Below are 24,033 nucleotides of genomic sequence, written 5' to 3'. Positions count from 1 at the left end.
AAAAAGCAGCACTGTGATCAGTGCTGCTTTGTCGTTCTCTCAAAAATCCGCTCTAAATATTTGATCTTTTCGTCCGTGTAGTGCTCAAATCGGTCATTGTATGATTTCGGGTCTTTCGGATTGGCAAAGTGTGTAATTTTCCCTGTATCCGGATCAATAAATTTACTTGCCGCACCGCAGCCGATGCCGATAATCGTCTGCACCTCTTCCATAATCATAATGTTGTAGATGCTTTCCTGGCCCGGAATCGAGTACCCGACGTTTTCCAGATTTCCAAGAATATTTTTCTGGCGGTATAAATAATAAGGCACGTATCCATGCTCTTTCGTCCAAGCTACCGCATCATCCATCATTTGAGAAACTTCTTCTCTCCCGGCAACTTTGTATTTATGTTTGTTTCTTGTCATTTCTGACGCCCGCTTAAAGGAAAGGGTGTGAACAGTCAGCGATTCCGGCATCAATTTCTCGGTTTCTGAAAGGCTGTGTCTGAACTCCTTCACGCTTTCGCCAGGCAAACCGATAATTAAATCCATATTGATATTATTCATGCCGTGCTGGCGTGACAGATGATATTTTTCAATGGTCTCTTCCACCGTATGATGACGGCCGATTGCCTTGAGCGTTTCGTTTTCATAGGATTGCGGGTTAATGCTGATCCGGTCAATATCATATTTGTTCAACACGGCAAGTTTTTCTTCAGTAATCGTGTCGGGGCGGCCGGCTTCCACAGTAATTTCCCGAATGTTTTTCACATCCGGGAAGGAGCGGACCATTTCTTCATACAGAAGATCCATCTCTTCCGCTGTAATGCTTGTAGGCGTCCCGCCGCCAAAATATATGGTTGTGACCTTGACGTCATGCTCCTTCAGCCATTCGCCGATTTTCTGCATTTCGTAATGCAGCCCCCATAAAAATGAGCCGACTCTGCCTGCTTGTCCTTGGATGGCGTATGCAGGGAATGTGCAATACGCACATTTGGTCGGGCAGAAAGGAATGCCGATATAAATACTGACTTCGTCCTTTACTTGATACAAATCAGGAACTGCCGCCAGCTGTCTGTCGACAATTTGCTGCATCAATTCGATTTTCTCATCATGAATTAAATAGTCTTTTTTCAATTCTGCATGCGCCTGTTCCTTCGGCATCCCGCTTTGCAGCTTTTTATGAAGCAGCTTCGTCGGGCGGATTCCCGTAAGGATTCCCCACTTTTGCGTCATGCCCGTATGCGCTTGAAGAAGATTTAAGTAAACATAAGAAATTGTGTTTTTTACTTGTTTGAAAGCTTCTTTTTCATTCATATCAGGAGAAAAAGATTTAGTATGGTGTTCCTTAATTCCGGTTCCTTTCACTTCTCCTGAAACCGTCACATGCTCATCCGTTTGCGTGCACGCTAAAGAGATGACAAAATCCGCCGGCTCCTCTCCGCCGTAGACAAGATCGCATTCCTCATAAAACAAATTTGCGATATTTTGCAGTGGCCGATGAAGGCGGTCATCGTGTATGCCTTCTATTTTCATTTGCAACTTCATCACCTAATTTATCAGATTCAAAACTTTCTTTAGTGTACAGAAATAAACAGCTAAAATCAATCCGGCAAAAAAGCCGCCGCACCTGTTTGGGCGCGAGCGGCTTTTTTTATACGCGTTTCATGTGGAACTTATCGAGGAACCCTTTTCGCTGCTGCATACGGAAATATTCCTTCATCATATATGCGACGCCTTGCTCGTCATTTGACCTTGTGACCCAATCGGCTTTTCTCTTAATTTCCGGTGCAGCGTTCCCCATTGCAACCCCAAGGCCGGAAAGCTCAATCATCGGAAGATCGTCTTGCTGATGGCCGATAGCGACTACATCCTCCATCCCCAGCCCCAGTTCCGAAGCAACAAGTGCAAGGCCCGCTTCCTTCGAAACTCCCTTTGGAACAATGTTCATCTTCTCATCGTTGACGCGAATCACGTCAACCGCCGGGAAGGCTTTTGTAATCGTTTCTGTAATGTCTTGCTGAATATCGTGTTCTGTATATACTTCGATGACGGGCGCACTCACCGGTTCATCCATCAGAAGATCGCTTAACGATTCAACAAACTGAACCGGGTAAAAGATGGGATCTGACGGGTGGATCAGCGCTTTCCCAAGCAAATTTGAATTGACCTTTTTCTTGTTTCCAATTGAATATTTCTCGTGAAGAAGCCTGATGTTGCATTGATAGCTCTCAAGCACTTGAACGATATTAAAAGTATGATCGTCAGAAATTCTTTTTTCAAAAAAGGGCGCGTCTATTTTCTCAGCGATATAGGCGCCGCTGTGGGTGATCAGCTTTGCATCAAGCTTCAGCGATTTTGCTATTTTCTGAGCTGAGCGAAAATGACGGTTGGTGACAAGTGTGACGTAAATCCCTTTTTTCTTAACATATTCAATCGCGTCTTTCGTTGCCTGATGAATTTTCCCGTTCGACCGAAGCAGCGCTCCATCTATGTTTAAGGCAAGCAATTGTTTAGACACAGAGATGTCCCCCTCCTTGATGACTGTACTTGTGTATAGGATATGACCCTGTCTCTGTGTTTAGAACAACCTTTTCTGTACAGCAAAAAAAGCCTGACTCAGCAGACTTTATATATGCAATCATAATAGGATACGATCGAAGCAGCCATTCTCCCTAATATCGTTATTTCGATTTACGAAAAATCATGTATCAGGAACCCCTTATTTGACCAATGATGCGCTCCGAACACTTACTCTCTGTTGCTTATCCCCTCTTATAACGGCATGATATGCGACCGTATCCATTTGAAATAGGTAAGTGTAGGCGCTTTCAATGTTATTATCCCAGTTTTCTCTGCAGATGACAAGGGTTTTTTTAACTAAAAAAAGCAATCAATATCTGTGTAACTAAGGTAGCGTGTAATGTTAATTATTGGATTTCACCACTTGAATAGGAACGTACATTCGTATACAATATAAACATTAAATGAAAAAAGCGGTGGTCCAATGACTGTATTAAAAGAAATTTATAATCAAGAACTGATCTCTCGATTGACAGATACTGTAAAAGAAACCTATCCAGCATTCAACAAAGACAAATTCGAGGAACTCTTAATGACGGGAGAATGGCCTGGGCTCGCATTAAAAGAACGCATGCGCCGCATTACCGTTGCTTTATACGAAACACTGCCGAAACATTATGGCGAAGCGCTTGCAGTATTATGGGATGCAGCTCCTCATTTTAAGGGACTCAGCGGAATCATATTTCCTGATTATGTGGAGCAGTATGGGTTAGAGCATTGGGATGATTCAATAAAGGCATTAGAATACTTTACGGCATATTCCACTTCAGAATTTGCTGTGAGACCTTTTTTGCTTTTAAATCAGGAAAAAATGATTGCACAATTCCTGATATGGTCTAAGCATGAAAATGAGCACGTAAGAAGACTTGCGAGTGAAGGAAGCAGGCCCCGCCTCCCATGGGGAAAATCGATACCCGCTTTGAAATCGGACCCCTCCCCCCTGCTGCCGATCCTTGAGCAGCTGATGCAGGACGAGTCTTTGTATGTGAGAAAAAGTGTGGCCAACAACCTTAATGATATATCAAAAACGCATCCTCACTTGCTGAGAGAAGTCGCTGAACAATGGTATGGAACACATCTTCATACAGACTGGATCATCAAACACGCTTACCGGACCTTGCTAAAAAAAGGCGATAAACAGGCTTTATCGCTTTTTGGCTATCACGATGCTGATTCGATTCAACTGCAAGATTTAACGTGCGAGTCCAGCCGTATTTCTATTGGCGAAACCCTCAAGTTTACTTTTCACATTCATTCAGACAGGGATCAGAAAGTAAGAATTGAGTACGCCATTGATTACGTAAAAGCCAGAGGCCAGCATCATCGAAAGGTATTTAAAATAACAGAAACGAATATACGAAAAAACGAAACAAAATCATATACCAAAACACAAACCTTTAAGGATTTATCTACAAGAAAACATTACAACGGAATTCATACATTATCAGTGATCATCAATGGAGAGGTAAAGAAATCGTTGGATTTTCTAGTTTGCTGAACGAATAAAAAAATCCCTTCTTATCCAGAAGGGATTTTGAATGATTAGCCTTCGACACTGCCGTAAAGCTCTTCTAAAGGCTTCATGATGATTTTGTTTAATTCGCCGATCAGCATACTCATACGCTGCTCCGCTTCCATCAGCTGAGAGATTTTTTCGTGCTGCTGCACAAGCGCAACGGTTTTTTGAGCCTGCTGCACTTCGTCTTCTGTAATTTCTTCTCCAGCCATTTGTTTTTGCTGAAGTCTCAGCTGCACATCACGGAAGTTTTCGAACATCCGTTTCGCAGACTCGTCTGCGTTTACTTCATCGTACAGGTTTTTTAAACGGGTAAACTCTTCGCTCCCGCGCAATGCATTTTCCAGATCATACGCTACATCATAAAAATTAACAGCCATTGTAAATAGCTCCTTTCATTATTGCCGATTGACATACCACTCCACTATAACAGACTATGGAGCTCCTTTCATTAATCGAAACCCGTTTCTTCTTAAAAAAGGATGACAAACAACGCTTGAATTGCACCTATGATTCCGCCGAGAAGGCCGCCCAAATAGGTTATCATTTTAAATTCTTTTTTCGAAATCGACAGCACCATTTCTTCAAGACGCTGTACCGGGAACTGATCCACCTGCTCCTTTACAATTTCCTCAAGGCGCATTCGTTTTAATACACTTTCAAGATTGGTTGAAATCCCCTCAAGCAATTTGTCTAAAAACGCCGGCAGGATACGATGGTTCAGATCATTTTCATAGCGGGCTGTAAGCGAGCCAATCGTATTTTCAAAAAACGGAGCAGTTGAAAATGCTTGCAGCACTCTTTGTTTCAGGCTAAAGATTAATACTTTTGCGTTCCATTTTTCGTCCGCTTCATTAAATGTATACTCCTTCAGCTTGCCCCATTCGTTTTTCAGAAGATCAGAAAGCAGCTTATTCGTTTCCTCATTCCGCAAAAACTTCAGAAGCTCCGGCAGCACGCGATCAGCAAGGCTTGAATTGCCGAGAAACATTTGCACCATGCTTCCAAGCATACCGCGTTCTTTTAAGAAATCATCAATCATATTGCCGAGACGGATTTTCCCTTCTTCACTTTCAAAATAATGAATGCTTCGCGACAAAATATAGCCTGAAATCATCGGTATCTTCTCTTCAAGCTTTTCCTGCACTTCCAATGGCAGTGCTTCTTTTAACGTTTGATGCTCATATCGGCGGAAAAGTTCATTCAATTTATCATCCGTCCAGCGGCTGATCCAGGCGTCTGCCGCTTCACCCGGATGCTTTACTCCGGCTTTTTCAAGCGCTTCTTTTACTGTCATTTCAGATAGCGACAGGTTTTGAATCAGCTGTTCTCCGACTTGAAGCGCCTGCTTTTTGGCTGAATCTGAAACAAGCCGCTTTTTAATACCCTCAGGCGTTAATAAATGGTTTACCACCATCAGCCCCATTTGTTTCGCAAGCTCATCACGTCTTCTTGGAATCAATCCCGGAGTAAAAGGGACTCGTTTTCCAAACAAATAATATGCCTTATACGGCCTAAATAGCATTTGAATTGCTAAATGATTGGTCACCGCGCCGATCACTGCGCCGATCACGATCATAAATATAAAGGTTCCTGCAATACCCATTCCTGCTCATCTGCCTCCATCTGTGCTTTTACTTTTTCATAAATAGAATGACCTATTTGTATTATAGAGGTTGGCGTGATCACTTAGCAAACAAGGAGACAAAACATATGGCCATAAAATCAGCTTGTTTAACAGGAATAGGGCAAGATGCTGAATCGTAATCTGTAAAGTAGACTACCGACAGCTGTGTTCCTGATGTTTTTTGAAGCGTAAAGCTGCTGACACCCGCCGGCAGCTTTTTAATAAAAGGGGGAGTCTCACCATGATAACACTCGGCTTTATGTCCTTAACCCGCCAGCACGAGCAGGATTATTCCGCAGAATTGGCCACAAGAGCACCCGAATTCGGCATACGTTTGATCCGCTTTACACCGTTTGACATTTTGCCCGACACCCTGCGTGTCAAAGCGCTGGTATATCATCCAGCGAGCAGCAATTGGAACGAAACAGAACTTGCGATTCCCGATTATATTTATGACCGCTGTTTTTATGGGAAGGATTCACAATCACAAAAAGCAAAGCCGATCGTTGAATGGCTCAAAAAATATCCGAAAACCGAATTTATCGGGCGGGGTCTTCCTGATAAATGGACTGTGTTTCAAGATTTGCAGGAGCATTCTGTGATCAATCCTTACATTCCGGAAACCATGAAAGTGAGCCGATTTGAACAAATCCATTCGTATTTATCGAAAGAAAAAGCCTGTATTTTAAAGCCAGCGTTCGGTGCTGGCGGCAGAGGTGTGATACTTCTGGAGCTTGGCAAGAAAAACATAACCGCCACCTACCATATCGGAAAGGATAAACAGACAAAATCCTTTTCAAACCAAGCTTCATTTAAAACTTGGTGCAAAAAAGTGCTTCAGCACCAATATTTGATGCAGCCTTATTTAAATATCCAAGATAAGGAGCAATACCCTTGTGATATCCGGCTGTTTATGCAAAAAAATGAGGACGGTGAATGGCATACCGTCGGAAAGGCAGTAAGACGCGGATACAAAAACGGGCTGCTGGCCAATTTATCAGGCGGATCGGATACGCTTACATTTGATACATGGTTTGAAAATATCCCGAAAAAACAGCAGGTAGTCTTACTGGATGACGTATTCTCGATTACCCAATCGGTTCCGTATTATCTTGATGAGCGATACGGTCCATTATTTGAACTCGGTCTGGATATATGCCTTGCGAAGGACGGGAGGATCTGGATCCTGGATATCAATTCTAAACCAGGCAGAAAATCAATACTTCATGTTTCTCCTGAGAAAAAAGAACATCTATATACTTGTCCTCTTAAGCGGTGCAAATATCTATTTTCGCTGCAAAATCAGAAAGGAGTTCTTCCGCGTGAATCGTAAACGGTTTTTAATCGGCATAGACAAAAACAGTGAAAACACTCTGTTTCTGCCCTCCGCAATGAAGCAAGACGGCCTTTTGTCTGCCTCATTCGGAACGAAGGTTGTCAGATGCCATGTTACTTTCAGACGAAATCTCGAACAGACAGTGCTCCTCTCTGAAAATCTGTTTCACGAACTGCTGATACCGCATCGCAGCCGGGCTGATATTCTCATTCATGATCATTCGGTGCACATTGGTCCGTTAATCGGCATCTTCACCGCGGGGTTTACCGCATCACTTGAGCGCCCTTTTAAGGATCGTTCTCTCTTTTTTTCTAAACTGCTCACTTTGCATGAACAAACAGGAAGCTATTGCTTCGTGTTCGGCGCGCACCAAATCAATTGGCAGGAAGGGACGATTGAAGCGCTTCTATACAGGGAAAATGGCTGGGAGAAACACATTGTCCCGCTGCCGAACGTCGTGTATGACCGTTTGCCGAACAGAAAAATCGAGAACTCAATTGTCTTGCAGAATACAAAAAACCGGCTGATCAATGAATATCAAATCCCATGGTTCAATAAAACATTTTTCAACAAATGGGATGTTCATCAATTGCTGGAAAAAGACCCGAGAACGGCTCCTTACTTACCGAAATCAATCCTTCATCCTACTGTTGAGCGGATTGAAGAGCTGAGTGATTCATTTGGCAAGGTTTATATAAAACCGGCGGACGGAGCACTCGGCACCGGGATTTATCAGCTCGCCAAAACGGAATCCGGTTTGACTGTGAAACATACAAATGATGCCAAATCTTTTTCTTCAATCGACTATCCCGATGCTTCCGCATTTCTGGATGAATTTCAAAAACAGCATGATCCCGCTGTCTTTCTCGTTCAGCAAGGGGTAAATTTGATTGAATTTCAGGGAAAACCAGCTGATTTCCGCGTTCATACGAATAAAAACAGTAAAGGCAAATGGACTGTGACCGCCATCGCAGTTAAAATCTCAGGAGAAAACAGCATTACAACACACCTATCAAATGGCGGAAAAGTGAAAACGCTGGCCGAAGTATACGATGATCCGGCGGAACGAATACATGTCATTAAAAAGCTTTCTGCGGCGGCATTGACCGCCAGCCAAGTGCTCCATGACCATATCGAAGGGTTCATCGGCGAGATTGGTTTTGATTTTGGCATTGACCAGAACGGTAAGGTATGGATGTTTGAAGCGAATTCACGCCCGGGCCGCAGTATTTTTTCTCATCCGAGTCTGCAATCTGTCGATTCTTTGACAAAACGAAGAAGCTTTGAATATGCTTCATATCTTTCGAAGATGGCCATTACCTCCCATGAATCGCTGTGGCCATCCTAATTTGCCCGCTTTATGTAAAAGCGGGCTTGAAGTTTATTCAACGCAAGGACAAGTTCATCATAAAGCCCCTTCAATGATGTTTTGCAACAATGATACAATGAATGTAATTCGTCCGTATCCATGTCAATTGATATTAATTTCAAGGAGCGTGGCACCTGATGATTTCTCATTTCAGCTGGAAACCTTTGTTTCAAAAACAAAAACTGCCCGGATGGACAATTTCGTTTTACTATAAAGGCATGCATTACGAGGGCATCTATCATAAAAGCGGCGAGATTGAATGGGGAGATTTGTTTCCCGCCCGTGCTGATGAGCCGGCACTCAAAAACGAGATACATGAATTGATGCTTTTTCATATTTACGATTAGCTTAGCCTGAGCGGCTAAGCTTTTTTATGCCTTCTCAAGATTTACCACTAAAATCCCCGCATGAGTTTCAGTCAAATCTAACATAATACGTAGTAACAAGCCGGCAAAGCATTGGGTTACGCCGAGACGGCAGTGACACCCGAGGCGGGTCCACAGACTGGTGCAACTCCAGTTAACCCAACCATATCAAATAAAAAAGGAGATTTTACACATGGCAAACCAAAACTCTTCAAATCAATTACTAGTACCTGGCGCAGCTCAGGCTATCGACCAAATGAAACTTGAAATCGCTTCTGAATTCGGCGTTAACCTTGGAGCGGATACGACTTCCCGCGCTAACGGTTCTGTCGGAGGAGAAATCACAAAACGTTTAGTATCTTTCGCTCAGCAGAACATGGGCGGCCGCGTACAATAACAATTCAATAAATGGCTGACAGAAGGCGCGGTTTCCGCGCCTTCTTTATATTTGTCACCCTTTTTTCCTACACCACATACCCTAGGAGAAAAGGGAGGGAATCAAGGTGCCATTCATCGCTATTGTGAATTGGGAGCTGGTGCAGTTCGTAAGTATATCCATGATTAATGAATATGTTTCCCATCGTTCTGTCTTTTTGTACAGGTATTCTTTCCCGCGCTGTTCAAACTGAGTACCTCCTTTTATAATGAGGGGCGAGGAGGTTTTTTCATGAAAATTGCCTTATTTGGCGCAACCGGCCGTGTCGGACAAGCCTTTTTAAGATTGGCAGGCACCAATGAACAACTTGATATTTACGCTCTGATCAGGTCATCGAATGATAAACTTGGCCTGCCGAAAGAACGAATCGTTATCGGGAATGCCCGCTGCCGGGAAGATGTGAAAGAAGTCATGAAGGATGCTGAGATCGTCATCAGCTGTCTCGGTACAGATGGCGACGATACGTTGTCAGCTGCCATGACACATATTCTTGCCATTATGCAGGAACAGCATATCAAACGGCTCATCACGATCGGCACCGCGGGCATTCTTAATTCACGATGTGAACCAGGAAAATACCGATTTGAAACAAATGAATCAAAACGAAAGCTGACCCGCGCTGCCAAGGAGCATGCAAAGGTATATGACATGCTTAGAGATTCGTCCTTAGACTGGACCATGATCTGCCCCACATATCTCCCCGACGGAGAAGCAGCAGGTGAATACCGTGCAGAGCGCAACGTCTTGCCGGCGGAAGGCAAAAAGATCACTGTCGGCGACACTGCGGCTTTTCTGTATCACGAGCTTCTTACAGGAGACTATATCGGCTGCCGGGTAGGACTGGCTTATTAATGCGTACAAAAACCCAAAACATTGAATGTCTTGGGTTTTTGAAAGCTATGCAATAGAGTGCTTCTGTCCTTTTTGCAGCTCATACATTTGATAATATTGCCCTTTTAACGCCATTAGTTCCTCATGATTCCCTTTCTCAACAATTTCTCCTTTTTCAAGCACTAAAATTTGATCCGCGTTTCTGATGGTTGAAAGCCGATGGGCAATGACAAATGTCGTGCGCCCTTGTTTCACTACATCCAGTGCCTTCTGGATCAAAGCCTCTGTCTCCGTATCAATATGCGCCGTTGCTTCATCCAAAATCAAAATGGCGGGATCGTACGCCAGAGCTCTCGCAAAGGAAATGAGCTGCCGCTCTCCTGATGATAGTGTGCTGCCTTTTTCTATGACAGGTTCGCTGATGCCTTTCGGAAGCTTTTCAAGAAGCGACTCAGCCCCGACTTGCCGCAGTGCTTCTATGATGTCTTCTTCTGAAATTCTTTCATCCTCCAGACTGACATTAGAACCGATTGTTCCTGAAAATAAGTACGGGTCCTGCAGCACAATCCCCATATGAGATCTAAGTTCCTGCCTTGACATGCTGTAAATGCTTCTCCCATCGATGAGCACATCCCCTTTTTGCGCATCATAAAAGCGGAAGAGGATATTCAAAATCGAGCTCTTGCCTGATCCGGTATGGCCGACAAGCGCTACAGTTTCGCCTTTTTGTGCTGTAAAGGAAATGTGTTTCAAAACATTTTCTCCTTCTTGATAAGCAAATGATACGTCTCTAAATTCAACCCGCCCCAGCGCGCGCTCCTTCGCCGGTTCACCCGTTTCTTCCGTTTCCTTTTCTTCAAGCAGTTCAAAAACACGCCCGGCGGACACCCGCGCCAGTTCCAGTTTAGAAAACTGATTGACGATACCTGTAATTGGCTGGAATAAGCGGTTTAAGTAATCCACAAACGCGTACAGCACACCGATGGAAACAATTCCTGCCGCGTTTAGGCTTGCGCCGCCAAAATGCCAGATCAGACAGACAAACGCAAGGTTGCGGATCACATTCACAAGGTTGTGTGACATTAAGGAGTTTAATTTCAGCATCCTGTTCTGATAGTAATAATGAGATTCATTTAATTCCTCAAACTCTCTCATTGTTTCTTTTTGATGGCGAAAAGCTTGGATGATCGGCATGCCTTGAATGGACTCATTCATTTTTGCATTAATGTCACTATTGATCGAACGGATTTGATGATTGTAATAGGAAGCGTATTTCCGGTAGATAATCGACCACAGCCAGATGATCGGCACAATCGCCAAGCATAAAAACGCGAGCTTTACATCCAGCAGGAACAACGCCGTAAATATCCCGATCATATATATGCCGCTTGTCACAAACGTCGACAGCACTGTCACATATAAATCTCTGATTGCCTCGGTATCATTTGTAATTCTTGCGACTACTTTGCCCGCGGGAAGATTATCAAAATAGCGGATCGGCAGTCTCTGAATGCGTGAAAACACATCCTGTCTCATCTTTTGAATAATGCGGTTGGCACTCATCTGCAATAAATAATGCTGCCCATATTGGAAAAATACCGAGAAGACAAGCAAACCGGCATACAGAAAAATAAGAAACGTCATCCCCTTCATTTCCGGCTTATAGAACTGAAAAATCTCCTGCTTTGTCAGCTTTTCGGCAGGATACGTCCGGCTTTCGTTCCCATTAGTGATCGTCAGCTTTCCGTCAGAAACCGTTCTGTTCCCGTCAAAGCTGACAGCCTGATCAATGAAATAAAACGCCATTCCCACTTGATAAATATGCGCTTCTTTCTCTTTAGCAGCCGCTCCCTGCATCCGGTCCTCCCTGACATAGGAGGTGCCGTCAAATTCAACTGCATTTTTATCTTTTTTCGAGACCTCATACCATGTTTTTTCAATGCCGAGGATGTGGTCGTCAATCATTTTTTTGCCGATAAACGGTCCGGTCAGCTCTGCCCCGACTGCAATCGCAAGCAACAGGACGGCAGTGATCAGCAATTTTTTATATAGGAGTGCGTATCTCCATAATGTTTTTCCCGTGTTCATGCCCCTGCTCCCCCTTCTTCTGCAGTGAACAGCTGCTGCCTTTCGTATTGTTCCCGATACCATCCGTTATTGGCCATCAGCTCTTGATGTGTGCCTCTCTCAGAAATCACGCCGCCGTCCATCACAAGGATGAGATCGGCATGCTCCACAGCTGATAAACGATGCGTCAGAATAAATGTCGTTTTCTCTTGGCGGTTTTTCCTGATATTGCTGATAATGGCCGCCTCCGTTTTCGCATCTACAGCGGAAAGAGAATCATCCAGGATTAAAATCTCCGGATTCGCCATCAGTGCCCTCGCGATTGAAATTCTTTGTTTTTGCCCTCCAGAGAGTGCGACGCCTTTTTCACCCACCATTGTCTCCAGACCGGCCGGAAGCATTTGCAAGTCTTTATCAAAATGAGCTTCTGAAACAGCCTTCTTTACCTCAGCATCACTTGCGTCAAGCTTTCCGTACAAGATGTTTTCTTTTACAGACCGCGAAAACAGCAAATGATCCTGCGGCACATATCCAATCCATCCGCGGAGCCGGTCAAGAGGAATCTGCTCAATCGGCACACCTGAACATGTGATGCTCCCTTCACCGGCTGGATACTGGCGCAAAAGCTGCTTAATGATCGTCGTTTTACCGCTCCCTGTTTTACCGGCAATCCCGACAGTCTGCCCTTTTCGCACGGCAAAAGAAATATCTTGAATATTCACATTTGTTGAGCTTGGATATGTAAAGCTGACATGGCTGAAAACGATATCTCCAGGCTCTTTTAAATCAGACGGCCGCTTTGGATCTCTCACGTCCGGTTCATAAGAAAGGGTTTCATTTACCCGATCTAAGGACGCATTGCCGCGCTGCATCACATTAATTAATTCACCGATCGCAAACATCGGCCAAATCATCATGCCCAAATAGACATTAAAGGAAACAAGCTCGCCAAGCGTCAGCTCATTACGGAAAACAAGAAACGCTCCATACCCCAGCCCAATCAGATAGCTGGCGCCGACAAGCAGCTTAACAGTCGGCTCAAACAGAGAATCGATAAAGGCTACCTTCATATTCTTCCGGTACACATCAGCCGTCATTTCATTAAAACGGCGTTCATCATTCGTTTCCTGCACATAAGCGCGAATCACTCTCACACCCGAGACCGATTCGAGCACCCTGTCATTCAGCGCTCCGAAAGAATTTTGTGCCTCTGTAAACCTTTCATGAATTTTACTTCCGTATATGCTGATCGCAACAGCCATAATGGGAAGCGGTACTATGGCTGCAAGTGTCAGCTTCCAGCTGATCAAAAACCCCATCGTCAAAAAGATCGTCATCATAAACATTGTGGAATCGATTAATGTCAAAATGCCAAAACCTGTCGTTAAACTGACAGCCTGGAGATCATTTGTCCCCCGCGCCATTAAATCTCCTGTTCTGTATTTTTCATAAAACGGCGGCGCCATTTTCAGCAAATGTCCCATCAGCTTTGAGCGGAGAATTTTTTCCATCACATTCGCCCCGCCGAACAGCTGGTGCATCCAAAAATAAGACATGATATACACCACCGCCGTCAAACCTAAAAATACGCTGACATAAAACAGCAGCCCGCCTGAGGTAAACTCCCCCGATTTCATATCATCAATGGCGTTCCCCAACAGTTTAGGCGGAAACATCTCAAGTACATTTACACATAATAAAAGCACAATCGCAATGGTATAGCGCAGCCAGTAGGCTTTAAAAAACCAGCCCAGCTTTTTCAATACTGAAAACATCCATCCCCATCTCCTTTATCTCGTCAGCCGCCTTCTATTTTTTCCTTGCAGCTCTTTTCGTTCAGGTTGTCATAACCAATCCTTGCCTCTGTATTTGTCTTCACATCCGATACACCTGTCTTTCTTAAGATTTTGTATATAAAAAAGGCACGAAGCGTCAGCTCCATGCCTTTTGTTATCGATTATGATGTACAGAGCGCTTTTCGGCGCGCGGATTAACCCAAATCAAAAAAACAGAATAAGGGTTTGCCGCGCCAATATGAAACTGTTCTGTAAGACATATCATTCCTTGGCATAGCAAACCCTCCATTCATTCTGATTTTTCACTCTTTTTTCATAATATAAACAAAACCTTTTTTTGTCAATCATTACTTGAACAGAGAAAAGATTAAATAGATATGATGTCGGGTATTGTATTGTACGACGTTTTTTGAAAGGGTGAGAATGATGTTTCATGCTGACCGTATTATTGTTGCGTTTGACGGAAGTGAAAACAGTAAGAAAGCGCTTCAGACTGCCATTGATCTTGCGAAAACGGTAAATGCAGCCATTACAGTCGCCCATTCACATGATATGAAAGACAACCAGACCATCATCGACCCGCCGAGGCCCGCAGCAGGGGCAAGCTATATTGGCGGAGGCATGACAAGTGTTCCTGACCCGCTGATATCAGATGTTGCACCACCGGAGCCAATGATTTATGAAGACCGTACGGAAGAAGTCATCGCCGAAGCCAGAATGATGCTGAATGATCAGCAGACAGAGGGAGATATCGATATATTGGAAGGTGATCCGGCTGAATCAATTATCGAGCATGCCAACCGGGTTTCAGCCGATCTGATTGTAACCGGAAGCAGAGACCAAAACAGACTGAAGAAACTTTTGTTTGGAAGTGTAAGTGAAAAGCTTTCGGCGAAATCAGATATACCGGTTCTGATCGTAAAGTGAGCACGCCACGTGCTCGCTTTTTTATATTCATAATTGTGAAAAAACACGGATTTTCGTTTTTTTCTGATATAATGCTTTCGTGCCCAAAAGCACAAAAGCATTAAAGAAAATGATGGGGTGTTGTTTTGGATTCTCAAAAGAAGCTGACGTTTCCGTTAGCCGTCGGTTTATTTATATTCATGTTAGGAGTCATTATCTCCTGCTTATTTTTTCTTCATACAGAACCGCATATCCCGCTGTTCCTATGTGTTGTCCTGCTTTCAGCAGCCGGTTTATGGTACGGTTTTTCCTGGAACAGCCTTGAAAAAGGAATTGTAAACGGGATTAAAAACGGTGTGCAGCCGATCATTGTTCTGGCACTGATCGGTATCTTAATCGGCGCTTGGATGTACAGCGGCGCCATACCGTCCGTGACAGTTTATGCTTTGTCCTTTATTGAACCGAGCCATCTTCTGTTGACTGCTTTGTTTTCCTGCATGATCATCAGCACGCTAGTCGGCTCAAGCCTGACAACTGTAAGCACAATTGGCGTGGCACTGATCGGCGTGGCGAGCGCGGCGGGCGTTCCGCTCGAATGGACGGCGGGGGCAGTCATTTGCGGAGCCTGCTTTGGTGATAAAATGTCACCGATGTCGGATACAACAAATTTCGCTGCGGGTATAGGCGAAATATCTATCTTTGAACACATTCGCCACATGATGGGCACAACTATTCCCGCCTTGCTGATCACCGTTGTCCTTTTTTACTTTCTTGGTTTATCAGTCTCAGCAGACGCTGCTTCAACAGATGATATTGCACATGTTATTGCCGGAATAAAAGATGCAGCAAACGTCACACCGTGGGCGCTTCTTTCTCCGCTCTTAGTTGTTTTGCTGGCGATTAAGCGCGTTTCCGTTATTCCCGTTCTGACTGCCGGTATTATTTCCTCGGGAATTTTGACTGCCATTTTCGTTCCCGACAGCAGCATTCAGGCTTTTATGTCAGCCCTGCAAAATGGCACCATGTTCGAAACTGACAATGAGGCAGCCGCTAAAATCATCAACAGAGGCGGGCTGCAATCCATGATGGGCTCAGTTTCTCTTATTATGATCGCTTTTGCACTCGGCGGTTTAATGGAGAAAATCGGCCTGATCTCCGCACTATTGGAGGGTGTGATGAAAGGAATCCGTTCAAAAGGCAGTCTCATTGCAGCAACTGTCTGCTCCAGTATCGGTGTCAATCTTGCAACAGGCGAACAGTATTTATCTATATTAATACCGGGACAGTCATATAAATCCTTATATGACAAACAAAACATTCAGCGGAAGTTTTTATCAAGATCATTAGAGGACGGCGGAACATTGATTAATCCATTGATCCCTTGGGGAGTCAGCGGGGCTTTTATGGCAACCGCGCTTGGTGTTCCCGTCATTGACTATATCCCATTTACGTTCTTCCTCTATATATCGCCGATCATCTCGATTTTAGTTGGATTTGTAAAAAAATAAAAAGAGCGCCGCTTGCAAAGCGGGCTCTTTTTTAACATTAAAATGATACGCGGGCTGCCTGCTGAATGCTTTCTTGAAAAGCCGCCTGCAGCTGTTTTGTCACCGGTCCGGGCACTCCGCTTCCGACTGATTTTCCATCAAGCGTCACAACCGGAACAATCTCTGCCGTCGTTGAAGAAATAAAGATTTCCTCCGCCTGTCTCAGCTCTTCTTCAGTAACGGGCTTTTCATCAAGCTCTATGCCGTTCTTTACGATGAGATCCAAAATCTTCATTCGTGTAATCCCATTGAGAATCATTCGGTTAGCCGGATGCGTCCGCACCGTACCGTTTAAAACAGCATAAACATTAGAAGATGTACCTTCTGTAACAATTCCGTCTCTTATTAAAATGCCTTCAAATGCTCCCGCTTCATAGGCTTTCTGCTTTGCCATCACATTATACAGTAAATTCAGACTTTTAATATCGCATCTCAGCCAGCGAAGATCCTCATCCGTGATGGCTGAAACGCCGTATGTCTGCTCCTGTTCCGGCTTTTTAACAGAAAATGTATAGGCCGTCGTCTGCGGCTCAAGGCCCGCTTCATATTGGTGTTTTCGCGGAGCAACCCCTCTTGTGGTTTGAATGTAAACCGCTCCGTCGCTGACCGCATTTTCCTGCACAAGCTTTTGCAGGTCCCACTCTAAATCTTCTAAACTGAACGGCAGTGAAATTCCGATCTCACCCGCGCTTCTGAATAAACGCTCCGCATGCTCGCGCAAGCCGAATAATACCCCTTTATACACCCTGATAACCTCATAGATTCCGTCTCCAAACTGATAACCGCGATCTTCCACATCAACGGATGCCTCGTTCCGCTCCACCAGTTGGCCATTGACTAAAATCTTCATATAAGCCCTCCCTTTTTCGTATTTATCCTGATGTCTAATCAAGCTGTCATTGTCACTCATTCTACCATATCAAACCAGCTGAAAAACAGAAAGATCAAGAACTCAATAGCTGGGAAGGAGATTATTTTTTCCTTAAAATCTGACATTTCGACATTTTTTCTATGTTCTTTCCAGTTTTATTCCTGTATACTTGATTCGTAATACATAGGTTGTAAACAATGGCACCTTCAGAGTTGCCAATACAGCGGTATGTAGAGATTTTATGCCACTGGAGAGATTGATATGCGACAAACGAGAGGAGACGCTTCTCCTTCTGCAGTTTCGCTTGCTTTTAAATTTGCAAGTTTAGCAGTTTTATGTGTGCTGCTTTTGCTTATGGTAATTTTAGGTTATTCCAACAGCTCCTCGAAAGCAAAGGAGATCACTGTCACAACAAACAGCCAGCTTCGTGATGAGAAGGAAAGCCTGAAGCTGAAAGACGACTCCCCAGGCCTGCTGATAAAGCATTTGCAGACCGAGCAGAATATGGGGGACAAAACGGTTTATTTAACCTTCGATGATGGCCCGTCAGCCTCTACAAACCGCTTGCTGGACGTACTGAAAAGCGCTGATGTAAAGGCGACATTTTTTATGCTGTCACCGCGAATGAACGAATTCAAACACGCGGTTAAAAGGGCCGGAAATGAAGGGCATGCACTCGGTTTACACGGGGTCACGCATAATAACAAATTGTTTTATCAAACGCCGACATCACCGCTAAAAGAAATGCAGCAGGCGCGTGACACGCTGGAAAGCATTACAGGCTATCGCACTGATCTCGTCAGAACGCCCTATGGCAGCAAGCCGTCTCTTACAGATTCACAAATTCGCAATCTAGAAAAAGACGGTTTTGTGTACTGGGATTGGACGATTGACAGCATGGACTGGAAATACCGCAACTCAAAATACGTAGCAGAAGTACTGCAGCAGCTTGACAATATGGAACACAGCCACTCAAATCGGCCGTATGTGATTCTCATGCACGATCTTCCTGCTACAGTAAACGCACTGCCGGTGCTAATCCATAAACTGAAAGAAAAGGGCTATTCCTTCGGTGTGTTAAAGGATACAATGGTTCCGGTTCATGAATAAAAAAGTGAGGCGCTTATCTGCGGCCTCACTTTTTTATGCCCAAGCTTCGGGCAAACTCTCCGATTTTTTGATGGATGACGAAATCAAACAAACTGTCGCAGTACGTCGGCTCCAGGTTAATAATGGCTTTTTTAATGCCTGGAATCCGGCTTGCATCCTCAGGCACAAATCTGGCGGGAGCAACCTCAAGAGACGTGCCGATCACCAATAATAGGTCGGCTTTATCCAGCTTTTCATAAAGCATGTCAAAATGCAAAACGGCATCGCCAAACAGAACGACATCGGTTTTTAATACCGTTCCGCACACCTCACCGTCATTTCCGACCGCTGTACACTCCGGCACATCATGCTTCAGCAAATGAGGGAGATCATATCGGGCGCCGCATGAGAGACAGCTCGCTGTTTGAATAGAGCCATGCAGCTCGTATACATGTCTGCTTCCGGCTTTTCTATGAAGGCCGTCAATGTTTTGTGTGAATATATCCACCTGCTTCCCTTGTTTCTCCAGTTCTGCCAAAAGCAAATGCCCTTCATTCGGTTCATAGCTCCCGCTCATTTTCATTTGAAACAATTCTTTGAACTTAGGCCAAAACAGACGCGGATAGCTTAAAAAATAATCAAGGCTCATCGCCTCCATCCTTGAGGCATCCTCAGTCCAGATGCCGCCGGCTGAGCGAAAATCGGGAATGCCTGATTCTGTGCTCATTCCCGCTCCGGTCAGCACGACAATTCGCTGCGCTTCATTCAGCATGTTTCTGAATGCTTCCAATTCAACACCGCCTTACAGTCATTTTTCTCTTATTTTACCATGAAAAAGACTTCGCCTCTTTACAGACGAAGTCTTTCTTTTTTAAGCCCGTTCCTTTTCCCCTTTATTGAGATTTACTTGAAACGGATCGTGCTGGTGCTTCTGGTTGACATACACCATTTGTCCGGGATAAGCAAATTCAACCCCTTCAGCGCCGAGGATTTCAATAATTTTGTAGTTGATATCCTCTCTGACATGAAGGTTCTCTGCCCAAACCGTTGTTTTTGTATAGAAGTTGAAAAATAAATTGTAATAGCTGTCAGCAAACGTATCGAAGTTGACCATGATTGTATCATTATCGACGCCTTCATGTTCAAGCAGCATCTTTCTGAGCGAACGAATGCAGCGTTCCAAATTCTCAATCGGCGTTGCGTAGGATACATGAATGGAAAATGTAATCTGACGCTTGGTCATTCTCGTCCAGTTCGTGATGGCTTCCATCGACAGCGTGGAATTCGGCACCGTTACAAGCGCACCCTGCGCTGTTCTGAATCTTGTGCTTCTGAAGGTAATATCCTCCACTGATCCGGTTACTGTCGCCGTTTCCACCCAATCACCGATCGTAAACGGCTTTTCAGTGATAATGATGATTCCGCCAAAGAAGTTGCTGATCGTGTCTTTCGCTGCTAGCGCAAAAGCCAATCCGCCAAGCCCAAGGCCCGCCACAAACCCATTGACGTCATAATTGAATTCTTGTGCGATCACGCTCACACTGAGCGCTATAATGACAAAACGGAGCAGCTTAGACAAAAACGGCGCCAGAATATCATCCATATCCAGTTCGAAGCGCTGATTCACTTTATGAAAAATAAAAGATGATGTAGCGGTCAAATTACAAAGCCCCCAGCACAACAGCGCCACAATCAGCGAGCGGTATATTTTACTGATCAGCGGCATCTGTGCATCTAAAAACGGTGAATAGCGAATCGCTAAAAACAGCCCTAAGGCAACAAAAAACCATCTGGCAGGCTTATCGAATGCCACAACCACCTGTTTAAAAATTTCGGTTTTCGGTTTGTTTGTTATATTAAAAAGCAAATTAAAGAAATATCTTGTAAACAGTTTTCTTAGTATAAGAAACAACAGCAAAATTGCCAAACTGATGCCGGTTTGTATAATTTTATCTAGCGTGAAATATTGCTGCAGATGATCTAGCATGGCAGTCTCCCCTCTATCCCAATCGAATGTTATTATACTAAAACATTCGGCAGAATGCTTCTCTAAATGTCTTTATAAAACACAAAACCCCGGCAGAGCGCCGGGGCAATTTCTCATTTTAACCATTCAGCCAGATTCAATAGGGACAGTCACTTACTTTTTTTCGTTTGTGTCTGATCAAGGAGAGTTGCTTTTTGCATTTCAACATCTGTTTCGGCTTTAATTCTTTCCTCCACTCTGATTCTCCCTTTTCCCATGATCTCGCCTCCTTTTTTGCTATTATAAAGTAACAGATTATTTTGTGAACATGTCGAAAGCACTATTTTTCTGCCGAAATATGCTCGGATACGGTGAGTGTTCTTGTTTCAGTTATACGTTGTTTTCAGCTTGGACTATTCAAACATGACAGAAAAAAATTCACAAGTTGGTATCGCGGTGCATATATGGATTTGATACAATAACAGAAATGCCCATATGAGGAGCTGACAAGCTTGTACACCATTGCCCACCGCGGAGCATCCGGCTACGCTCCCGAAAATACAATTGCTGCATTTGATCTCGCGGCAGAAATGAATGCAGATATGATTGAGCTGGATGTCCAGCTAACAAAAGACAGGCAGATTGTCGTTATACACGATGACAGAGTGGACCGGACAACAAACGGTTCAGGCTTTGTTAAGGATTTTACGCTGAAGGAGCTGCAGGCACTCGATGCAGGAAGCTGGTACGGCCCCGCTTTTCAAGGAGAAAAAATCCCAACTCTGGAGGACGTGCTCAAGCGCTACCATAAAAAAATCGGGCTTTTAATTGAACTAAAGGGACATCCTTCGCAAATCGGAATTGAAGAAGAAGTGGGACAGCTGTTAGGACAATTTTCTTTTTCTATTAACAATATTGTCCAATCCTTTGGATTCCGCTCCATCCAAAGGTTCCGCGAGCTTTATCCATCGATTCCGACAGCCGTTATTACAAGGCCGAATTTTGGCATGCTGTCCAGAAATCAGCTGAAAGCCTGTAAGTCTTTCGCAAATTATGTCAACATCAAATACACACGTCTCAATCGTCTCATGATCGCTTCCGCCCATAAAAACGGATTAAAAGTGTTTGCATGGACAGTAAGGCATCAGAAAACAGCAGCCAAATTGCAGGCCATGGGCGTGGACGGTATTGTCACAGACTACCCGGACTACGTATTAAAGGATGGAAAACATGAATAGATATAGTGCAGTTTTTATCGGAGGCGCCCTTGGCGCTTGTCTCCGATACGGATTAAACATCGGCATAAACAATGACATATTTCCGGCTGCAACTTGGCTGGAGAACGCGGCAGGCAGCCTTCTACTAGGCGTTCTGACCGGCTTTTTTATGATTAGGGCGAAACGGCCTTTGCTATCGGCTTTTTTAGGCACCGGTTTTTGCGGAGGCTTTACAACCATGTCAACATTTTCTAAAGAGACGGTCATGCTGTTGCAATCCCATTCGTCATTAGCTGTTTTGTATATGGCGTCCTCATTCATATCCGGAATCGCGCTTGCCCTCTTTGGCGTTTTGGCAGGACGGCAAATAACCCGATTTCAAATAGGAAGGGGGCGGAAGCAATGATGACACTAGCTGGTATTTTCGCAGCGGGAGGACTCGGTGCTGTGCTGCGTTTTTGGCTCGGCAATGTCATAACATCTAAAACCGAAAGCCTTCGTTTTCCAGTCGGCATTTTGACCGTTAATATACTGGGTGCCCTCGGTCTTGGTCTTTTTACAGGGCTTCACGTGACAAATTCATCTGCAGCACTCATCATCGGCACCGGCTTTTTTGGCGCCTTTACCACTTTTTCCACTTTCAGCGTTGAAAGTGTTCAGCTCTTGCTGGCCAAGCGTGTAAAGGAAGGCATCCTATACATCGGCTTCACGCTTTGCGGGTCCCTCTTGGCGTTTTGGTGCGGCTGGACGCTGCTGACATAAAAAAACCTTGAGCTTATTTCTCGCTCAAGGTTGCACTGTTCAGCATGACCGGCTCGGGCATCGGCAGCGTATGGTGGGCCGTAACCCCGGTTGTTTTGCTGATTTCTTCTTTTATATCTATTTGCTTAATCAGACGGCCATCCATTTTCAGCACCTTTATTGTATATGATCCGATACGAATGGATTCACCAGCCTCAATATCAATGTTTTCTTTCAATATCAGCCCGCCGATAGTGTCCACGTCTTCTTGAATCGATGCGCCAAGAAGGCTGTTCACCTGATCCATGCGAACCTTTCCATCCATAACATAATGGCGGTCGCCGAGCTTTTGGATCAGCGGCTGTTCGTCTTCATCAAATTCATCTCTGATCTCGCCGACAATTTCTTCAAGAATGTCCTCTGTCGTGACAAGTCCCGAGGTTCCGCCGTATTCATCCGACAAAATCGCCATATGAATGCGTTCACGCTGCATTTTAATCAGCAGATCATGAACCGGAATTGTTTCAATGACTTCGATCACTGGCCGCACATACGGATGGATCGTCATTTTCATTCTTTCCTCTTCTGTCATAAACAGCAAATCAGAAAACAAATGCTTCGTATTGACCAAGCCGACTACACTGTCTTTGTCCCCATCTGTGACAGGCCAGCGGGTGTATTTTTCTTTCAGCATAACCTCCAGCATCTCGGCCATTGTCATATCTGTTGATACAGCGGCCATTTCCTTCCGCGGTATCATAATTTCTTTGGCAATGCGGTTATCAAATTCAAAAATCTTATTCACATATTTATATTCAGACGGATTAATCTCTCCGTTTTTTAAACTCTCAGACAACAGCATTCTGAGTTCTTCTTCAGAATGAGAACCCTCATGTTCTGACGCCGGTTTTAGACCAAACATGCCGCATAAAAGCCGCGCCGATCCATTCAGGATCCAAATAAACGGAAACAGGAGCAAATAGAATAGTCGCAACGGACCCGCTATCAGCAAGGTTAGCTGTTCAGCCTTTTGAATCGCGACCGTTTTCGGGGCCAGTTCACCTACAACAACATGCAGAAATGTAATCAAGCCGTACGCGACCGCAAAAGAGACTGCATGAGAAACCGATTCCGGCAGGCCGAGCTGTTCAAACAATGGGTGCAGCAGCCGTTCAAATGCCGGCTCCCCCAGCACGCCGAGTCCAATTGATGTCACTGTAATGCCCAGCTGGGATGCAGATAAATATTCATCCAAATCTGTAATGACACGCTTTGCGAGTATCGCCCGTTTGTTTCCTTCTGTTATAAGCTGATCAATTTTGGATCTCCTTACTCTAACAATCGCAAACTCACTTGCGACGAAAAATGCGGTTAAAGCAATGAGCACACCAATTAAAATCAGACTGTCAATATCGTCCATTTAACCTTATCCCCTCATTAAAGGATAAGGAGTCACCTCCTGATATAATCATTTTTCCTTAACATTGAGGTACGCGGTGTATTGTTGCCTAAGCAGAGGGCCCCATCATACCACCTCCAAGTCAAAGTTTGATTATAAATTGTATATTTTATTGTAACACAACTCATTCCAAAAATGATTTTTAATTTTTAGACTTTTATCATAGGACAAACTATTGATTCATCTGGCCAGCAGGTTCTCAATATCCGTATATAGCCTTTCAATCTCTGACTCTGCACATGTTAAGATGCTAAAACTATTGGCAAGACGCTGTTCGCTGAAATATCAGACATTGATCTGTTTTTCAAGCTAAAGCTCGTTTAAGATGTA

The 24,033-nt window shown here is 44.3% G+C and carries 24 protein-coding genes; 13 read left to right on the top strand and 11 right to left on the bottom strand.

Going from position 1 to position 24,033, the window contains the following annotated elements:
* Positions 1-17 precede the first annotated feature (17 nt).
* The gene (locus tag P3L57_RS05305) at positions 18-1,523 is read right to left on the bottom strand and encodes a coproporphyrinogen III oxidase (protein WP_059352618.1); all 1,506 of its coding nucleotides are present in this window, start codon (positions 1,521-1,523) and stop codon (positions 18-20) included.
* 112 nt (positions 1,524-1,635) lie between these two features.
* Complete coding sequence (locus P3L57_RS05300) at positions 1,636-2,502, bottom strand: Cof-type HAD-IIB family hydrolase (protein WP_044156572.1); 867 nt, start codon at positions 2,500-2,502, stop codon at positions 1,636-1,638.
* 486 nt (positions 2,503-2,988) lie between these two features.
* Between P3L57_RS05300 and P3L57_RS05295 the strand changes: the two genes are divergently transcribed.
* Complete coding sequence (locus tag P3L57_RS05295) at positions 2,989-4,062, top strand: DNA alkylation repair protein (protein WP_069486320.1); 1,074 nt, start codon at positions 2,989-2,991, stop codon at positions 4,060-4,062.
* Between the two features lie 44 nt (positions 4,063-4,106).
* Here P3L57_RS05295 and P3L57_RS05290 read toward each other — a convergent pair whose 3' ends face one another.
* Both P3L57_RS05290 and P3L57_RS05285 read right to left on the bottom strand, forming a co-directional pair.
* Entirely contained in the window at positions 4,107-4,460 is a 354-nt protein-coding gene (locus P3L57_RS05290; protein WP_010333576.1) for a YlbF/YmcA family competence regulator, read from the bottom strand.
* Between the two features lie 92 nt (positions 4,461-4,552).
* Positions 4,553-5,686 carry a DUF445 domain-containing protein gene (locus P3L57_RS05285; RefSeq protein ID WP_069486319.1) on the bottom strand — a complete coding sequence of 378 codons (1,134 nt, stop codon included), beginning with the start codon at positions 5,684-5,686 and terminating at the stop codon, positions 4,553-4,555.
* 262 nt (positions 5,687-5,948) lie between these two features.
* Between P3L57_RS05285 and P3L57_RS05280 the strand changes: the two genes are divergently transcribed.
* The 6 genes from P3L57_RS05280 (at position 5,949) to P3L57_RS05255 (ending at position 10,065) form a co-directional block, all read left to right on the top strand.
* On the top strand, positions 5,949-7,040 hold the full coding sequence (locus tag P3L57_RS05280; RefSeq protein ID WP_059336406.1) for a YheC/YheD family endospore coat-associated protein: 1,092 nt from the start codon (positions 5,949-5,951) through the stop codon (positions 7,038-7,040).
* On the top strand, positions 7,030-8,391 hold the full coding sequence (locus P3L57_RS05275) for a YheC/YheD family endospore coat-associated protein (RefSeq protein ID WP_069486318.1): 1,362 nt from the start codon (positions 7,030-7,032) through the stop codon (positions 8,389-8,391). The genes P3L57_RS05280 and P3L57_RS05275 overlap by 11 nt, the downstream gene beginning before the upstream one ends.
* Before the next feature lie 158 nt (positions 8,392-8,549).
* On the top strand, positions 8,550-8,759 hold the full coding sequence (locus P3L57_RS05270; protein ID WP_024120758.1) for a YheE family protein: 210 nt from the start codon (positions 8,550-8,552) through the stop codon (positions 8,757-8,759).
* A gap of 211 nt (positions 8,760-8,970) precedes the next feature.
* Positions 8,971-9,174, top strand: coding sequence for a beta type acid-soluble spore protein SspB (gene sspB / locus P3L57_RS05265; protein ID WP_010333571.1), 204 nt, complete (start codon positions 8,971-8,973; stop codon positions 9,172-9,174).
* A gap of 106 nt (positions 9,175-9,280) precedes the next feature.
* Positions 9,281-9,406 carry a hypothetical protein gene (locus P3L57_RS05260; RefSeq protein WP_081638264.1) on the top strand — a complete coding sequence of 42 codons (126 nt, stop codon included), beginning with the start codon at positions 9,281-9,283 and terminating at the stop codon, positions 9,404-9,406.
* Between the two features lie 38 nt (positions 9,407-9,444).
* On the top strand, positions 9,445-10,065 hold the full coding sequence (locus P3L57_RS05255) for an NAD(P)-dependent oxidoreductase (protein ID WP_044156579.1): 621 nt from the start codon (positions 9,445-9,447) through the stop codon (positions 10,063-10,065).
* 45 nt (positions 10,066-10,110) lie between these two features.
* Here the strand turns inward: P3L57_RS05255 and bmrD are convergent, their stop codons facing one another.
* Together bmrD and bmrC are read right to left on the bottom strand one after the other, a co-directional pair.
* Positions 10,111-12,132 carry a multidrug resistance ABC transporter ATP-binding protein/permease BmrD gene (gene bmrD, locus P3L57_RS05250; RefSeq protein WP_277617509.1) on the bottom strand — a complete coding sequence of 674 codons (2,022 nt, stop codon included), beginning with the start codon at positions 12,130-12,132 and terminating at the stop codon, positions 10,111-10,113.
* Positions 12,129-13,886: a multidrug ABC transporter ATP-binding protein BmrC gene (bmrC, locus tag P3L57_RS05245; RefSeq protein ID WP_069486316.1), complete on the bottom strand. Its 1,758-nt coding sequence runs from the start codon at positions 13,884-13,886 to the stop codon at positions 12,129-12,131. Before bmrC ends, bmrD begins: the two co-directional genes overlap by 4 nt.
* Before the next feature lie 447 nt (positions 13,887-14,333).
* Here bmrC and P3L57_RS05240 point away from each other — a divergent pair, with 447 nt between their 5' ends.
* On the top strand, positions 14,334-14,834 hold the full coding sequence (locus P3L57_RS05240; RefSeq protein ID WP_059293132.1) for a universal stress protein: 501 nt from the start codon (positions 14,334-14,336) through the stop codon (positions 14,832-14,834).
* Positions 14,835-14,959: 125 nt separating this feature from the next.
* Complete coding sequence (nhaC, locus tag P3L57_RS05235; protein ID WP_069486315.1) at positions 14,960-16,321, top strand: Na+/H+ antiporter NhaC; 1,362 nt, start codon at positions 14,960-14,962, stop codon at positions 16,319-16,321.
* A 37-nt stretch (positions 16,322-16,358) separates the two neighbouring features.
* Here nhaC and dat read toward each other — a convergent pair whose 3' ends face one another.
* Entirely contained in the window at positions 16,359-17,210 is an 852-nt protein-coding gene (gene dat, locus P3L57_RS05230; protein WP_024120751.1) for a D-amino-acid transaminase, read from the bottom strand.
* 282 nt (positions 17,211-17,492) lie between these two features.
* On the opposite strand from dat, the gene P3L57_RS05225 reads away from it, so the two are divergent.
* On the top strand, positions 17,493-18,341 hold the full coding sequence (locus P3L57_RS05225) for a polysaccharide deacetylase family protein (protein WP_024120750.1): 849 nt from the start codon (positions 17,493-17,495) through the stop codon (positions 18,339-18,341).
* A gap of 25 nt (positions 18,342-18,366) precedes the next feature.
* Here P3L57_RS05225 and P3L57_RS05220 read toward each other — a convergent pair whose 3' ends face one another.
* The 3 genes from P3L57_RS05220 to P3L57_RS05210 form a co-directional block, all read right to left on the bottom strand.
* Positions 18,367-19,110, bottom strand: coding sequence for an NAD-dependent protein deacylase (locus P3L57_RS05220; protein ID WP_069486314.1), 744 nt, complete (start codon positions 19,108-19,110; stop codon positions 18,367-18,369).
* Positions 19,111-19,191: 81 nt separating this feature from the next.
* Positions 19,192-20,307 (bottom strand): mechanosensitive ion channel family protein, encoded by a 1,116-nt coding sequence (locus P3L57_RS05215; protein ID WP_044156590.1) that lies wholly within the window; start codon positions 20,305-20,307, stop codon positions 19,192-19,194.
* Between the two features lie 149 nt (positions 20,308-20,456).
* Positions 20,457-20,564: a YhdX family protein gene (locus P3L57_RS05210; protein WP_024120747.1), complete on the bottom strand. Its 108-nt coding sequence runs from the start codon at positions 20,562-20,564 to the stop codon at positions 20,457-20,459.
* Positions 20,565-20,798: 234 nt separating this feature from the next.
* On the opposite strand from P3L57_RS05210, the gene P3L57_RS05205 reads away from it, so the two are divergent.
* From P3L57_RS05205 to crcB, 3 genes are read left to right on the top strand one after another with little or no spacing between them, the layout of a single operon-like run.
* The gene (locus tag P3L57_RS05205) at positions 20,799-21,524 is read left to right on the top strand and encodes a glycerophosphodiester phosphodiesterase (RefSeq protein ID WP_024120746.1); all 726 of its coding nucleotides are present in this window, start codon (positions 20,799-20,801) and stop codon (positions 21,522-21,524) included.
* Complete coding sequence (locus P3L57_RS05200; RefSeq protein WP_044156591.1) at positions 21,517-21,909, top strand: fluoride efflux transporter FluC; 393 nt, start codon at positions 21,517-21,519, stop codon at positions 21,907-21,909. Before P3L57_RS05205 ends, P3L57_RS05200 begins: the two co-directional genes overlap by 8 nt.
* The gene (gene crcB / locus P3L57_RS05195; protein ID WP_044156777.1) at positions 21,909-22,265 is read left to right on the top strand and encodes a fluoride efflux transporter CrcB; all 357 of its coding nucleotides are present in this window, start codon (positions 21,909-21,911) and stop codon (positions 22,263-22,265) included. The genes P3L57_RS05200 and crcB overlap by 1 nt, the downstream gene beginning before the upstream one ends.
* 13 nt (positions 22,266-22,278) lie before the next feature.
* On the opposite strand, the gene P3L57_RS05190 is transcribed toward crcB, so the two are convergent.
* Positions 22,279-23,664 carry a hemolysin family protein gene (locus P3L57_RS05190; protein ID WP_069486313.1) on the bottom strand — a complete coding sequence of 462 codons (1,386 nt, stop codon included), beginning with the start codon at positions 23,662-23,664 and terminating at the stop codon, positions 22,279-22,281.
* Positions 23,665-24,033 lie beyond the last annotated feature (369 nt).

The organism is Bacillus sp. B28 (assembly GCF_029536185.1).
Lineage (GTDB): Bacteria > Bacillota > Bacilli > Bacillales > Bacillaceae > Bacillus > Bacillus halotolerans.
This window is presented reverse-complemented; position numbering and strand designations above follow the sequence as displayed.

Excerpts from the sequence above, each read along its gene's own strand:
- crcB (WP_044156777.1), top strand. The coding sequence starts at position 21,909 with ATGACACTAGCTGGTATTTTCGCAGCGGGAGGACTCGGTGCTGTGCTG.
- P3L57_RS05285 (WP_069486319.1), bottom strand. The coding sequence starts at position 5,686 with ATGGGTATTGCAGGAACCTTTATATTTATGATCGTGATCGGCGCAGTG.
- P3L57_RS05290 (WP_010333576.1), bottom strand. The coding sequence starts at position 4,460 with ATGGCTGTTAATTTTTATGATGTAGCGTATGATCTGGAAAATGCATTG.
- P3L57_RS05240 (WP_059293132.1), top strand. The coding sequence starts at position 14,334 with ATGTTTCATGCTGACCGTATTATTGTTGCGTTTGACGGAAGTGAAAAC.
- P3L57_RS05200 (WP_044156591.1), top strand. The coding sequence starts at position 21,517 with ATGAATAGATATAGTGCAGTTTTTATCGGAGGCGCCCTTGGCGCTTGT.
- P3L57_RS05295 (WP_069486320.1), top strand. The coding sequence starts at position 2,989 with ATGACTGTATTAAAAGAAATTTATAATCAAGAACTGATCTCTCGATTG.
- P3L57_RS05190 (WP_069486313.1), bottom strand. The coding sequence starts at position 23,664 with ATGGACGATATTGACAGTCTGATTTTAATTGGTGTGCTCATTGCTTTA.
- bmrD (WP_277617509.1), bottom strand. The coding sequence starts at position 12,132 with ATGAACACGGGAAAAACATTATGGAGATACGCACTCCTATATAAAAAA.
- sspB (WP_010333571.1), top strand. The coding sequence starts at position 8,971 with ATGGCAAACCAAAACTCTTCAAATCAATTACTAGTACCTGGCGCAGCT.
- P3L57_RS05270 (WP_024120758.1), top strand. The coding sequence starts at position 8,550 with ATGATTTCTCATTTCAGCTGGAAACCTTTGTTTCAAAAACAAAAACTG.
- P3L57_RS05215 (WP_044156590.1), bottom strand. The coding sequence starts at position 20,307 with ATGCTAGATCATCTGCAGCAATATTTCACGCTAGATAAAATTATACAA.
- dat (WP_024120751.1), bottom strand. The coding sequence starts at position 17,210 with ATGAAGATTTTAGTCAATGGCCAACTGGTGGAGCGGAACGAGGCATCC.
- P3L57_RS05280 (WP_059336406.1), top strand. The coding sequence starts at position 5,949 with ATGATAACACTCGGCTTTATGTCCTTAACCCGCCAGCACGAGCAGGAT.
- P3L57_RS05225 (WP_024120750.1), top strand. The coding sequence starts at position 17,493 with ATGCGACAAACGAGAGGAGACGCTTCTCCTTCTGCAGTTTCGCTTGCT.
- P3L57_RS05255 (WP_044156579.1), top strand. The coding sequence starts at position 9,445 with ATGAAAATTGCCTTATTTGGCGCAACCGGCCGTGTCGGACAAGCCTTT.
- P3L57_RS05210 (WP_024120747.1), bottom strand. The coding sequence starts at position 20,564 with ATGGGAAAAGGGAGAATCAGAGTGGAGGAAAGAATTAAAGCCGAAACA.
- bmrC (WP_069486316.1), bottom strand. The coding sequence starts at position 13,886 with ATGTTTTCAGTATTGAAAAAGCTGGGCTGGTTTTTTAAAGCCTACTGG.